7 protein-coding genes are annotated in these 13,953 nt (G+C 63.7%); 3 read left to right on the top strand and 4 right to left on the bottom strand.

Features of this window, described 5'->3' with window-relative positions; genetic code table 11:
* Positions 1-430 precede the first annotated feature (430 nt).
* Both D8Y22_RS22100 and D8Y22_RS22095 read left to right on the top strand, forming a co-directional pair.
* Positions 431-1,402, top strand: coding sequence for a quinone oxidoreductase family protein (locus D8Y22_RS22100; RefSeq protein ID WP_141466800.1), 972 nt, complete (start codon positions 431-433; stop codon positions 1,400-1,402).
* Positions 1,403-1,481: 79 nt separating this feature from the next.
* Entirely contained in the window at positions 1,482-4,523 is a 3,042-nt protein-coding gene (locus D8Y22_RS22095) for a PAS domain S-box protein (protein ID WP_141466799.1), read from the top strand.
* A 64-nt stretch (positions 4,524-4,587) separates the two neighbouring features.
* Here D8Y22_RS22095 and D8Y22_RS22090 read toward each other — a convergent pair whose 3' ends face one another.
* From D8Y22_RS22090 to D8Y22_RS22080, 3 genes are read right to left on the bottom strand one after another with little or no spacing between them, the layout of a single operon-like run.
* Complete coding sequence (locus D8Y22_RS22090) at positions 4,588-8,430, bottom strand: UvrD-helicase domain-containing protein (RefSeq protein WP_141466798.1); 3,843 nt, start codon at positions 8,428-8,430, stop codon at positions 4,588-4,590.
* A complete protein-coding gene (locus D8Y22_RS22085; RefSeq protein ID WP_141466797.1) occupies positions 8,423-9,478 on the bottom strand; it encodes a PD-(D/E)XK nuclease family protein in 1,056 nt (351 codons plus the stop codon). Before D8Y22_RS22085 ends, D8Y22_RS22090 begins: the two co-directional genes overlap by 8 nt.
* Positions 9,471-11,720: a hypothetical protein gene (locus D8Y22_RS22080; protein ID WP_394348222.1), complete on the bottom strand. Its 2,250-nt coding sequence runs from the start codon at positions 11,718-11,720 to the stop codon at positions 9,471-9,473. Before D8Y22_RS22080 ends, D8Y22_RS22085 begins: the two co-directional genes overlap by 8 nt.
* Positions 11,721-11,874: 154 nt before the next feature.
* Here D8Y22_RS22080 and D8Y22_RS22075 point away from each other — a divergent pair, with 154 nt between their 5' ends.
* Positions 11,875-12,285, top strand: coding sequence for a CBS domain-containing protein (locus D8Y22_RS22075; protein WP_141466796.1), 411 nt, complete (start codon positions 11,875-11,877; stop codon positions 12,283-12,285).
* Between the two features lie 82 nt (positions 12,286-12,367).
* On the opposite strand, the gene D8Y22_RS22070 is transcribed toward D8Y22_RS22075, so the two are convergent.
* Positions 12,368-13,807 (bottom strand): APC family permease, encoded by a 1,440-nt coding sequence (locus D8Y22_RS22070; RefSeq protein WP_281282427.1) that lies wholly within the window; start codon positions 13,805-13,807, stop codon positions 12,368-12,370.
* Positions 13,808-13,953: the final 146 nt, after the last annotated feature.

Raw genomic sequence — 13,953 nt, 5'->3', positions numbered from 1 at the left:
CCGATGCCGTCTTGCGTTCAACAAGGCATCCGAGGTCCTGGAACTGGCGAGTGGATTCATCGTCGGGTAAGCTGTGCCACGTCACCCCCCCCCCCCCATTTTTGCCAGGAGTCGTTTCGAAATACCCACTGATACGGATTGCTGTAACGATTTACCGGCGTACCCGCCGCCCGGGTCGCGGGTGCGCCGGCAATGACTGACAGTAAACCGTATGAGACGGACTGCTGTACGTCGGTACCGGAGCGACAACGAGCCGTCCTGGGGTCTCCAGTAAATCGTTTCACCAGACCGTATGAGACGTACAGTCTGTCACTGCGCTGGCCGGAGTGACGTCGAACGGTCTTGTGCTACCGATCCTCAAACGGTCAACGAGACGTTAGTTTCCTCCGGTTCTCGGAGCTTTATGCAGGTCACCCTCACACTACTGGGTGTGAAAGCGATCCAAGTCTCCGAGTACGGCGATAGCGACCGACTCGAGGTCGTCGAGGCCGACGTGCCCGAGCCGGACGCGGGCGAGGTCCGCATCGACGTCGAAGCGGCGGGTATCAACTTCGCCGACATCATGCAGCGCCGGGGCGTCTATCCGGGCGGTCCAGACGCCGGCTACGTGCCGGGAATGGAAGCCGCGGGCACGATCGATGAAACGGGCGAGGGCGTCGACCTCGAGGACGGTGATCGCGTTGTCGCAATGTTGAACGGCGGCGGTTACGCCGAGTACGCCACCGCAAACGCCCAGATGCTCTTTCCCATTCCTGAGGGGATGAGCTTCGAGGAGGCCGCCGGCTTCCCCGTCCAGTTCCTGACCGCCCACTGCTGTCTGTTCGGCTGGGGCGGGCTCGAGGAAGACGAAACCGTGCTGATCCAGGCCGCCGCGGGCGGCGTCGGAACGGCCGCGGTCCAGCTCGCGTCGAACCACGGCGCCGAGGTCTTCGGCACCGCGAGCACGCAGGAGAAACTCGATCTGGCCGCCGACCTGGGCTGCGATCATCCGATCAACTACACCGAGACGGACTTCCGCGAGGTCATCGACGACGAAACCGACGGCGAGGGCGTCGACCTCGTCCTCGAGAGTGTCGGCGACGACGTCTTCGAGCGCAGCCTCGACGCGATGACCCACTTCGGCCGGATGGTCACCTACGGCGTCGCAAGCGGCGTCCCCGGCGAGGTCGAGAACCGGCGGCTCCTCTTCGAGAACAAGACCGTCAAAGGCTTCCACCTCGGACGGGCCTCCTACCACGATCCAAGCCGCGTCATGAGCGCCGTTCCCGAGCTGACCGAGGGACTGACCGCGGGCGAGCTCGAGGTGATCCTCGGGATGTCGTTCGCCCTCGAGGACGCGGCCGAGGCCCACCAGTATATCGAGGATCGCAAGAGTTCGGGGAAGATCGTACTAAAACCGTAACAATAAAACGTTCGGTTGCTTCCAGCAGGACAGGAAGAGTGACCGAATTAACGCCGGGACGGCCGACACACTAGATCGAATGACGACGATCCGCGTGCTGTCCGTCGGCGACGAGTCGCTTACCGGAGCAGTCAGTCGATACCTCGAGCGGTCGAGCGACGTGGCGACGTTCCGAGTGGAGACGGCAACGACCGCTGCGGATGCACTCGCGGTGCTCGAACAGACCGATATCGACTGTGTCGTCAGCGACACCGCGTTGCCCGACTCGGAGCCACTAGCGTTTCTCGAGCGCACTCGTAACCGCGAGAGTAACCTGCCGATTTTGCTATTTGCCGATGGAGCGGGTGGCGACTGGATCGACGACGCCTTCGAGGCGGGCCTCACCGATTACGTCCAACGCACCGATAGCGACGGACAGTATGCGGTATTGGCCCACCGGATTCACGCCGCCGTCGACCACCTCGAAACACACCAGTCGTCGGCCGGTATTGAACGCGCCAAACAGATCGTCGAACACGCGGCAGACGCTATTTTCGTGACCGATACCGAGGGGACCATCGAATACGCAAATCCCGCGTTCGAGGACGTAACCGGGTTCGAGATCGAGGAGGCGATCGGCCAGAATCCGCGCATCCTCAAGTCGGGGAAACAGGATCAAACCTACTACGAGCGGCTGTGGGCGGCCATACTCGATGGCGAGGTCTGGGAAGAGGAGGTAGTCAACGAACGAAAGTCCGGCGATCGCTATCACGCACACCAGACGATTGCTCCGGTCGTCGACGACAACGACGACGTCACCCAGTTCGTCGCCGTCCAGCGAGATGTCACCGACCACCGTCTGTTAGAAGACCAGATCGAACAATCTGCAACCGCACTCTCGGAACTCCACGACGTTGCGCTGGAGACGACGACAGCGTTCGACGACAAACTCGAGCAGGTCCTCGAGATCGGGACATCCACACTCGAGTTCCCGATCGGGTACGTAACGAAGATCGAGGACGAAACACAGGAGATCATCGCCGCTGTGGGTGAGCACGACTTGCTCCAGCCGGGGAGTGTCGATCCCCTCGAGCGAACCTACTGTCGTCGAACGATCGAGTCCGACGATCCCGTCGTCGTCGACGACGCAGCCGCGGATCCGGAGTGGCGTGGCGATCCCGCGTTCGAACGGTTCGATCTTCGGTGTTACGTCGGCGCGACGATCGTCGTCGACGGCGAGGTGTACGGGACCCTCTGTTTCGCCAGCCAGGAGCCACGGGATCCGGTCATCGGGCAGGTCCAGCAATCGACCGTGAAAGCGCTTGCCCAGTGGGCAGGTTACGAACTCGAGCGGCGGCGTTACGAGCGAACGCTCGAACGCTACGAGGACATCGTCGAGAACGTCCCAGTGGGAATGTACCGGACCGAAACCGGTGAGGATGGATCGTTTCTCGAGGTCAACGAGGCGATGGTCGACATGTTCGATGCGTCCTCGCCGGCCGAGGTACTCGACTGTTCGGTGGGCGAGTTAGCTCGTGATCGTGATCGGCTCACAGCCATCGGTGAGCGCCTCGAGACGCGTGGCGTCGTCCGCAACGAGGTAATCGAGTTCGAAACCCTCGGGGGAAACCCTTTCTATGGATCGATCTCGGCCATCGAACGCGAAACAGCGGATGGTACCCGCTACGTCGACGGTATCGTCCAAGATGTCACTGAACGCGAGCGAGCGAAGGCCGCACTCGCACAGAGTCGCGAGCGTTTGCAAGTGCTGTTCGAACAGTCCCCGGACGCGATTCTCGTCCACGATTCGGACGGCAAGATCTGTGATGCAAACCAGACCCAGATCGATCAGCTCGGCTACACACACGAGACGCTGTGTTCGATGAACATCGCCGACGTCGAAGTTGGCATCCAACCCTCGGAGCTTCGGGATGTCTGGGACGATCTCGAGGGCGATTCGGTGCTGGAAGTCGAGGGAAAACACCGCCGCGCCGACGGCTCCACCTATCCGGTCGAAGTCTGGGTCAGTCGAATCGAGTTCGGCGACGAGAAGCGATTTCTCGCATTGAGTCGCGACATCACCGAGCGCAAGGAACACGAGCAAGAGCTCGAGCGCGCTCGCAGCCAGCTCAGGCAGGTTATCGACCTCGTTCCCGAGATGATCTTCGCGAAAAGCCGGTCGGGGGAGTATCTGCTGGCAAACGAGGCTGTTGCCGAGGTTTACGGACGACCAGTCGAGGAGATCGTTGGCCGAACGGACCACGAACTCCTCGAATCGAGTACCGAAGCCGAGACGTTTCGTCAGGACGATCTGCGAGTGATCGACTCCGGAGAGCCAATGCACGTTCCCGAAGAGGAGTTCACCGATAGCGATGGGGTCACGCGACTCCTCGAGACGACGAAAATTCCCTTCGAAGTCGCTGGAACAGGCGAAACGGCCGTTCTGGGCTATGCCCGGGATGTCACGGCACTCAAAGAGCAACGTGACAGACTCGAGTTGCTCAACCAGGTCGTTCGACACGACGTCCGCAACGACATGCAGGTCGTGAAAGGCCGTGCACAGCTACTCGAGGAGACTGTCGAGGCATCGGCCATGGAACACGTCACCGAGATCATCGAGGCTGCCGACGCGGCGATCGAGTTGACCAAGACAGCCAGAGATCTGACCGAAACGATGCTCAAACGTGACGAGGATCTGAAACCGATGTCGCTACGGTACATCTTGGAATCTCGCATCGAGGCGATGCGGTCGCAGTTCTCCCACGCGAGATTCGACATCGATGGGATACTTCCCGACATCTCGGTGATGGCCGACGAGATGCTCGAGTCCGTCCTCGACAATCTGCTGGTCAATGCCGTCGTTCACAACGATTCGGACCAGCCGCGAGTGACAGTCTCGGTGAGCGAACACGACGAGCAGGTCGTCGTGACGGTCGCCGATAACGGCCCTGGAATTCCTGACAGCCAGAAAACCGAAATTTTCGGCAAAGGCGAGAAAGCGATCGACAGCCCAGGAACCGGTTTGGGGCTGTATCTGGTTCGCACGCTCGTCCAGCAGTACGGTGGCGACGTCTGGGTCGAAGACAACGATCCCCGGGGAAGTCGCTTCGAGGTTGCTTTCGAATCCGGACCCGACTCCTGATACGGATTGTTGTAGCGATATACCGGCGTAATCGCCACGCAGTCGTTATAGTAGCCACTGCAAGTCATTGCGCATCTGATCGCCAGACGGATCGGCGATCAGTGTGCAAATCGTTGCAGTTGTTACTATAGTCGTCGGCAGCCGACGGCGTGTACTCCTCGGGCGCACAGCCAAGCGACCGATGGGGGCAGTACTGGCAGTGATCGCCGGGCGTCGTCTCCCGATAGTTCAGCTCGTCGGCGGCCACGAGGGTGTTCCGAACGGCGTCCCAGGTCGGCAACGTCGCCGGCTCGAAGAGGTCGACACGCGGTCTCTCGGCGTCACCAACGTAGACGTAGCCAGCAGCCGCGACCGCCTCGTCGAGCCGATCTTCGCAGGCCCGGACGTATAGTGCGAGTTGTGCGGCGTCTGCTGGGTCGATCCGCTCGGCGGTAGTCTTGTAGTCGAGGACGACGATCGGGGTGGAATCGGACCCGTCTGGGCCGACGCCACCAGACCCAGCCGGTAGGCGACAGACGGCGTCGACGTAGCCGACGACCTCGCCGTCGACGCCGGAGATATCCTCGAGTGCGAACGGCAACTCGGCGGCGAGTTGGGCCCACTCGGAAACCGGCGGGTCGATTTCGGGCGCTCGAGCCGCGAAGTAGCCATCGATACAGGCCAGGACTGCCTCACGGTGGTCGGTGAGGTCGCGCGCGGTGAGCTGTCGCCGTGCGGCGTCCGTCCAGGCGGATTTCGTTTCGTATCCCTTGTAGAACGCCTCCTCAGCGACATCGTGAAAGATCGTCCCGACGAGACGCGAACCGGTGGCCCTCGAAGAGTGCGTACCGTCGCTGTCCGGATCCGCGGGCGGATCGTCGATCGCTGCCACGACGTGCTCGAGGTAGTGTTTCCGCGGGCAGGTCTCGTGGGTTTCAATCGCGGTGTAGCTGTGTGCCATCGCGACCGGCAGCTCGGTCGAGCTCGGGAGCGACTCGAGCGGGAACCGAACGGTGTCGGCTGTCAACGCCGAGAGCGAGCGAGCGCTCGGGACCTGGCTGCGGCCCTCGATCGAGTCGGTGCTGTCGCTTTCGGTTCGGCCCGTTACGGCTGCCGCATCCGCCGCCGGCAACAGCGCTCCGCGCCGGAGCAAGCGTCCCAATCGGTGGACCCGCTGGATCGCCTCGCGGGTCTCGAGCGGTTCGACCGGCCGGTCGTCGTAGCCAGCGTAGTAGGTGATCTCGCCTGGTGTGCGGTCGGCCGACCGACCGATCTCGTCAGTTCGGTCGGCGACGCGCTCGGGATGGTCCGCTCGGACGCGCTCGAGGCTGTCGCCAAGCGTCGACCAGAGATCCATCCGTCGGCCGGTCACCGACCACTCGATGGCGGGCGGTAGACAGGACGACGCCGTCGAGGCGGCGAGTTCGTCCGCCTCGCCGTCGTAGTCGTACGTCGAGCCGAAGACGAACAAGTGATTCTCCGCCCGCGTGAGTGCGACGTGGAGCACGCGCCACTCCTCGCCGACGGTCTCCGTCGCCAGATCCGCACATAGTGGCGACTCGATCTCGGGATCGAGCGTCGCCGCGAGCAGCCGGTAGCGAGCGCGCCGGGCGTACTCGCCGTCGACGCACCACTCCTCGTCCGAGAGGTAGGGCACGAGGACGGTGTCGAACTCGAGACCTTTGGCCTGATGGACCGTCATCACGTCGATGCAGTCACTCGAGTGAGTTCCCTGCGTCCGGTCACCGTCGCTGCCCGCGAGCGTTCGCTCGAGGGCGTCGACGACGGATTCGGAGAGCGTCGTCGCGACGGCGTCGTCTCCGTAGGCGTCGACGAACCGATCGAGTCGCTCGAGGGTCCGGCGTTCCTCGCTGGTGAGAAACCACGCGATCCGCGTTCGCTCGCGAAACCGACGCAGGAACGCCGAGAGGGGATAGACATCCCGGATCTCTCGGAGTGTTTTCAGATCCTCGCGGGCCCGCTCGAGCCGGTTCGGTGCCTCGAGTGCGTCGTCGTCGATCGACGCGACGGCTTGCGAGAGCGAGCCGTCCTGGTGGTGCAGGGTCTGGAGATCAGTCTCGGCGAGGCGGTATCGGTACGTGAGCACTCGCCGAAGGTGAACGTCGGCGCTTGGATCGACGAGAACCCGAAGATACGACAACAGCGTCTGGATGCCGGGCGAAATGTCGCCTCGCGGCGAGCCCGACACCTCGAAGGGGATCCGACGGTCGCGCAGTTCGTCGGCGACCTGCTGGGCCTGGCCGTTCGTCCGGGTGATCACCGCGATATCCGCGAGGCTGCGTCGAGGGACGTTTTCGGCTTCGCCGTTGAGCAACCGGGAGACGGTCGTCGCGACCTGCGTGGCGGTCGAGGTCTCGAGGGCGTCGCTCTGGACCGTGACGACGCGATCGGACGGCGTTTCGCCGTTGGCATCATCGGTCTTCTCGCTCGAGCCGTCACCGCCGTCGTCGGCCGCAGAGACCGCGTCGTCGGCCCGATCGTCCGCACGCAGGGTTTTCGTCGTCTGGCCGCCGTAGGTGCAGTAGTTCGTTAGATCGAGGATCGGCTGGCGAGACCGGAAGTTACGCTCGAGGGCGATCGACTCGTGGTCGTCGCTCGTCGCGGCGAGTCGGTCCAGTCCCTCCCGGTCGGTGCCACGCCAGCCGTAGATTGCCTGATCCTTGTCGCCGATAGCGACCAGATCGGGACGGTCGGGACCGTCGGTCAGGGCGGTGATGAGTTCGAACTGTGTCTCGTCGGTATCCTGAAACTCGTCGCAGTAGACCTGGTGCCACTGGCTCGCAATTTCGTCGGGGACGCCGTCGCCCAGACCCCCACTCGGCACGTCGGTAAACGGCTCGCGCTCGCCATCGACGTCGGCGACGAGTGCCGTCGCGGTTCGTACCAGTTCGTCGAAATCGAGCGCCCGGTCGGCCTCGAGTGCGGCGTGATAGTCGGCGTAGACCTCGGTGTAGTGGCGGGCCAGCCGGAGGAATTCGAGATACTGGCGCAGTCGACCGATTGGCGTCTGTTCGATGCGGTTCGTCGATGCGCCCCAGATTTCGTCGCCGAACAGCGCCCGCGGCAGGTGTTTCGTCGTCGGTGTGTCGAGCGAGAGCGTCTCGATCGTCCGCGTTACGCAGGTCTGGAGCTGTTGGAGATACTGATCGACGTCGCGGACGACCGCGTCCTCGCGAAACGCTGCCGGCGCTTCGGCGATCTTCTCGCGGCAGAACTCGACCAGCGTGCCGTAGGAGACGAGCGATTCTCTGGCCGCCTCGAGGTGTTCGTCGCGGTTGAAGTAGCGAAACGCCTCGTTGTCGAAGGAGAGTTCCGCGTCGGCCCGTCGCTCGAGCCAGGTGACGAACTCGGTACAGAGCTCGAGAGTGCGGACGTCGGGAAGGCCCTCGCGAAGGGCCGCCGGCGAGACGTTCTCCCGGCTCATCGTCGCGACGAACTCGTCGGCCTCCCTGCGGAGGTCGTCGCCGTCACGGGCCACAGCGAAGTCGTAATCGGTCTCGGCGAGCAGCCGACCGACGATTCGGCGGCGCTTCTCGTCGGTGACGACCTCGAAATCCGGCGAGTACCCGAGCGCGTAGGCGTACTCGCGAACGAGGCGGTGACAGAACGAGTGATAGGTGTAGACATCGACCGCGGCCGCGGCGTCGGGCTCGAGACGGTCGGCTACCGCGTTACGGATACTCCCGGCGGCCTCGTTCGCGAAGGTGAGCACGAGGACATCCTCTGGGTCGACGTTGCCCCGATCGATAGCGCGCTCGAGGCGCATGAGCATCGTCGTCGTCTTGCCCGTCCCTGCACCCGCGTCGACGGAGAGACAGGCGGCCTCGCCCTTGACGACTGCGCGCTGATCCGCTGTCGGCTCGAGCGGTCGGTCGCCGTCTGTGCCCCGCAAATCGCGGTCAGCCATCGAACTCCACCTCCGCGGCGACGTACTCCTCGCAGCCGACGGTGTAGGGACAGTCCGGACAGGCGTTTCGTCGAATGCGCTCCCACCGGTCGGTCGGATCGAACGCCCCCGACGCCAGCCGATCGACGACCGACTCGAGGCGATCGTCGACGGTCTCGTTTCTGTGCTCGTGGGTCATCCCGTAGGTGATGTCGTCGACGTAGACATCGGTGAGCTCCGTCGGTTCGATCGCCGCCTCGACGGTTCCCCGAACCCAGTTGACCGACGTACTCGAGCGCTCGGCGAGTGGGATCTGGACGTACCGACACCGCCGGTCGAGTTCGAGGCGATCACACAGGTTGCGCAGTCCCTCGAGGACGACGCTGGTTTCGAACAGCGCCGCGACGGGTCCCGGCTCGAAGACGTCGCGCGCTGGATCGAAGTGATTCGCAAAGAGCGCGCTGACATCGCCGGTCCAGGACGAGCGGTACCGAAGCAGGCCGAGCGATCTGCACGTCGGGACGAATCGAACGCCGACGATGGTGTCGTCGTCGCCGTAGACGTAGTCGACCGGCGCTTCGATCTCGAGGGCCGGCTCGCCGTCGGTCGGCCCGGCAGGCGGCGACACGCCAACCGAACGGGCGAGCGGAATCGTCGGCCCGATCAGTTCGCCGCCGGTTTCCCCAGCGAGTCGCCCACACTGTTTTGCGTGTGCCGTGCCGACCGTCTCGACGTATTCCCGGATCGTCGCCTCGAGGACCGCCCGTTCGTGCCGGCGTTGGGCCAGCGAGTGAAACCGTTCGTCGTACTCCGCCCACAGCGAATCCAGTCGCTCGAGGGCGACTGCGGCGATAGCGTCGGGTTCGGACTCGGCGCTGCCGAGTGCCGCACAGATCGCCTGCCGACAGAGCGCGACGCGCTCGCGAACCCGATCGTCGGCCGCGTCGCCAGCGAGTTCGTGAACGTATGCGAACTCGTAGCGACGCGGACACTCGAGGTACGTTTCCAGGCCGTCGATCGACAGGTGCGTAGCAGCCTGTTGGCTCGAGTTCGACCCCCCGTTACTCATCGCGCAGCACCTCCCCGGCGGCGAACTCGAACTGTGAGTGGACCGCCTCGACGAGGTCGTCGTCGATAGCGTCGTCATCGAGGACGACCGCGAGTTCCTCGAACAGCGCCTCGGTGTCGGCGAGATCGGCCTGCCCGCCCGTACTCGCCTCTCGGAGCACGCGCTCGAGTTCGGCTCGCGGCTGCTCGAGCAGCGCTTCGAGTGCGTTCGCACCGCCGTATATTTCGGCGTCCGGTCGCGCATCGACGGACTCGAGTTCGATCCCGGGCGTGGCCTTGGCGTACGTGACGTATCGGGACTCGTCGTAGCGCCGGCGCAAGCCATCACGCTCGCGCTCGTAGGAACAGAAGTAGAGGCGATCGGTGGCGACGCGACCGGCGCGGGCGAGTCGCCGTCTGGCCCGCTGGGCGTGGTAGGTCGCGAACGGATCGCCGACTGCGTCGGCAGCCTCGACCGGCGTGAACGTGTCGGCGACGGTTTCGGGCGAGGGATCGGTGACCGCTGGAAACGACGGGAGATCGCGAAGCCACGCCGTCGGAAACAGCTGGGTACAGAACTGCTCGCCGGGGTAGACGTCGTCGATCAAGTCGAGAATGAACACCGCACGTCGGGAGTCATAGGAGAGATCGTCGATCGCACAGACGGCCACCCCGCCGGTCGGCGGCTGGGTCTCGACGGTGTGGACGTAGGGTGCGTCGTAGCGGATCGTCCGTTCGACCATCCGTCGGAGACCGTCCCAGTCGGGACCGACCAGATCCGTCTCCTCGACGAAGCGGGCGATCTCGAGAACGCGTCGGATACCGGCGTACTGCTCGCGAGCGTCGATCCACTCTTCGGTCGTCGCGATCCGGCCCTTCAGATCGGTTCGGTGAATCCAGCGCTCGAGCGAGCGCGAGACGCTCACGTCGTCACACGCCTCGAGCAGGTCGGGCGTGAAGTCCGGAACGCGTGCGCGGAGTCGGTTCAGTGCTTCGTCGTAGTCGTCACTTCGAGCGAGCGGATCTTCGTCCGGCCCGCCACGTCGACGCAGACACTGCAAAGAAATGACGGTATAGAGCTCGAGGACCGCAGGGTCCGACGCGAGCGATGGCGTCCCAATCGTCGCCGTCGGCACACCGGCCCGTCGCAGCCGACGGCGCGTGTCTGGCACCCGTTCGACGGTCGGAACGGCGACGGCGAACGCGTCGTGATCCCAGCCCTGGCGGTCCCGCAGCGCCTGAATCTCCGTCGCAACGGCGTTCGCCTGTTTGCGGGCCGTTTGCGCTCGAAGACGATATGTCCGGCCGGTATCCTCGGCGGTCGTCTCACCGGTGGCCGCACCAGTCGCCGGCGTCTCACCCGTCGCGAGAAATCGCGTGATCGCCCGATGTGGTGACCGATCGCTCTCGCCGGCTACGGTCCCCGTCTCCGGTGGCTCGAGTAGCTCGATCTCGAGGCCCGAACCGACGACCGCTTCGATCCGGCCGGGTTCGACGCGCGTTCGCTCGACGCTCGCGTGGCGCTCGCCGAGACAGACGAGATCGGCATCGGCCGAGACGGCCCCCAGATACCGTCGATCCAGGGCGCGGTACTCCTCGAACTCGACCGCGAGGACGGCGTCGTACCCCGCGGTAACGCGCTCGGCGAGGCTGTCGGCGTCGTCGGCGAGCAACGAGACTGCCCGTGGAACGACCTGTGCCCGCTCGAGATAGCCCCGGTCGGAGACGGCCTCGTGAAACCGATCGTTCATGGCATAGAGGAAGGCGAGACACGCCTGTGGGATCGAACGGTCGTCGTCCCCGCGGCCCGTGCTCTGAACGTCGCCGAGCGATTTTCCCTGTCTCGTCGCCTCGAGCAGGAGCTGTCCGACATCGCGGCCGAATCGCTCGTGATCGGACGCGGACTCGAGATACGCCGGCACGTCTCGACTCGCACCGGCGATGACGAGTGAGATGAGTTCGATCCGCTCTTCGTACTCGAGACGCTCGAGCGTCGGATCGTACGCCTCGATAACCTTGGAGGCGTGTTCGGGCAGCGACTCGACGCGCGGGACGCCGGCGACGCGCTCGTCGTCGGCCAGTTCCGATCGCACGCGTTCTAGTCCCGACGGGTGCCGTTTCAGGACGAGAACGTTTTGGGCGCCGTACGTCGCGGCCAACGGTGCGTACTCATCGGCAACGACCTCGAGCAACCGATCGCTCGGTTGGGGAAGCAGTTTGCAGACGCCCTCGAGGGGCGGCGTCGGCGGGGACGACAATGACACGTCCACCTGTATTGCCACGTTACTAATTAAATGTACGTAGTCCAGCCAGCCGCAGTTTGTGGCCGGACTGGTTCCCACGCCATCGTCGGCTCAGTCGCTCGATACTCGGTGTCGTTCGACAACCTATTATGCCTCCCATGCGAGACGGTATCGTATGCAGGATATCTTCGTCGCACGTGTTATGTCGACAGATCTTCACACGGTTACCACGGATACTCTCGTCGAAGACGCAGCGCAAGTCATGCTCAGCAACGAGATTGGATCCGTCCTCGTCGTCGACGAAGCGGGTCACCTCGACGGGATTTTGACGGCGACCGACTTCGTCGACATCGTCGCCAAAAGCCAGCCGAAAGCCGAGACGACGGTCGAACGATACATGAGTACGGACGTGACAACCGCACACGCACAGGACTCGATTCGTGACGTTGCGGATACGATGGTCAAGCACGGGTTCAAACACGTTCCCGTCGTCGACGAAGACGAAGGCGCCATCGGAATGGTCACGACGACCGATCTGGCGTCGTATCTCTCGCGTATCCAAACGCCCAGCCCGGAGTCGGACTAGCGAAGCCAGTGGCTGTCGGGCTGGTCACGAGGTGGCCGGTCCCATTCCGAACGAACGCGAAACTGCGAGTCCTGGAGTCGAATTAATCGTCGTTGTCAGCGCTCTCACCGCTCGTTTCGTGACTATGCAACAGCGACATCTCGGCTTTCAGGTCGGTGCCTTTCCGCTCGTAGGCTTTGACCCGGTAGACGTACGCGCCAGTCGCTACCACGAGCATGCCGATCAGAACGACGAGTGCCGAGAGCGCGCTGAGGGCGATCAAGAGGGTGAACATCGACGAAACGATGATGTTACTGACCGCGACGAATTTGACGACCGGCAGCGGCAGTTTGTAGATCGAGTACTCGTAGCGCTGCGGGTATTTCCGGGGCAGGTTCCACAGTGCAACCGAGCCGATCATGAACGCGAGCAAGGTGCCGGCGACGACGATGACGACCAGCCAGTCGAGAAACTCCGGCCCCGTGAACTGATCTGCGATCCCGACGAAGGGGGCTGCGGCAAGCGGCGGCACGCCCATGAAGATGACCGCCCGGTGGGGCGTCCCGAACCGATCGTGGATCGTCGCGAAGTAACTCGGCAACACGTTGTCACGCGAGGCGCGCATGACCGTCCGCGAGTAGGACGTATACAGCGTGTTCACCGTCGTCGCTGCCGCGATCAACGCGGCGACGGCGATGAACACGAGCGCAGCGTCGGGTAGCGTCCCGAAGGCGCCGCCGACCTCCGCGAGCGCACCGTCGACGGGGCCGCCGTCCTCAGCGACGGCCGCCTCCCAGGACGCGCCGCCGATCAGCACGACGACGATCGCGATAGAGAGCAACGCGACGAAGGACATCCCGATCGCGAGCACGCGCGGAATGTTCTTGACCGGGTTCTCGAGTTCCTCCCCGATCTCGATGATCATCGCGAAGCCCTGGAACGGGATGTACAGCAACACGATCGCCAAGAAGAACGGCGCCATGCCGCCCGCGAACGGCTCGCCCTCGCCGTCGGGGAACATCGGCTGGAAGTTACTCGCGTCGAAGGCTAACAGCCCGCCGACGATGAACGTCAACATGCCGGCGATGAGCACCGCCACCAGCGCGATCTGGACCCGCGCGGCTAACTGAACGCCCACGTAGTTAAGCACGAGAAACAGGCCGAGAATCGCCCACACGACGAGCGTGGTGTTCGGATCGATGCCGATGCCAACCGCCTCGAGCAAGAATGGCAGGTACTGCGCGAACCCGAGCGCAGCGAACAGAAGGTACGACCAGACGGCGATGACCGGTAAGATGACGCTCAAGAACCCCCAGAACGGGCCGACCAATCGCGATCCGTAGACGTACGCCCCGCCGGCGACGGGAATCGCCCCGCCGAGTTGTAACAGCTGCAAGACGCCCAGTATCATCGGCACGATCGACAACAGGATCGCGATGGTGATACTCGGACCTGCTTCGGCCGCCATCTGGGTCGGCACGAGGAAAATGCTCATCCCCAGTGCCGTCCCGATCAATAGCGCGATTGCAGCGAACGGTCCCACTTGCTCGGTGATTAATTTAAAGTCGTCCCCCGCCACGTTATGTCACGAGTCACCATGGTTCGTGCACGGTAATTAATATGTCTATTTCTCAATTGTCGTTGTGTACCCAACAATATATGGTTAACGTCGGTTATACCGCCGAAGAG

Origin of the sequence: Salinadaptatus halalkaliphilus (genome assembly GCF_006543045.1) — an archaeon.
GTDB lineage: Archaea > Halobacteriota > Halobacteria > Halobacteriales > Natrialbaceae > Salinadaptatus > Salinadaptatus halalkaliphilus.
Note: the sequence above shows the minus strand (reverse complement) of the source record. Positions and strands in the feature narration are given on the sequence as shown.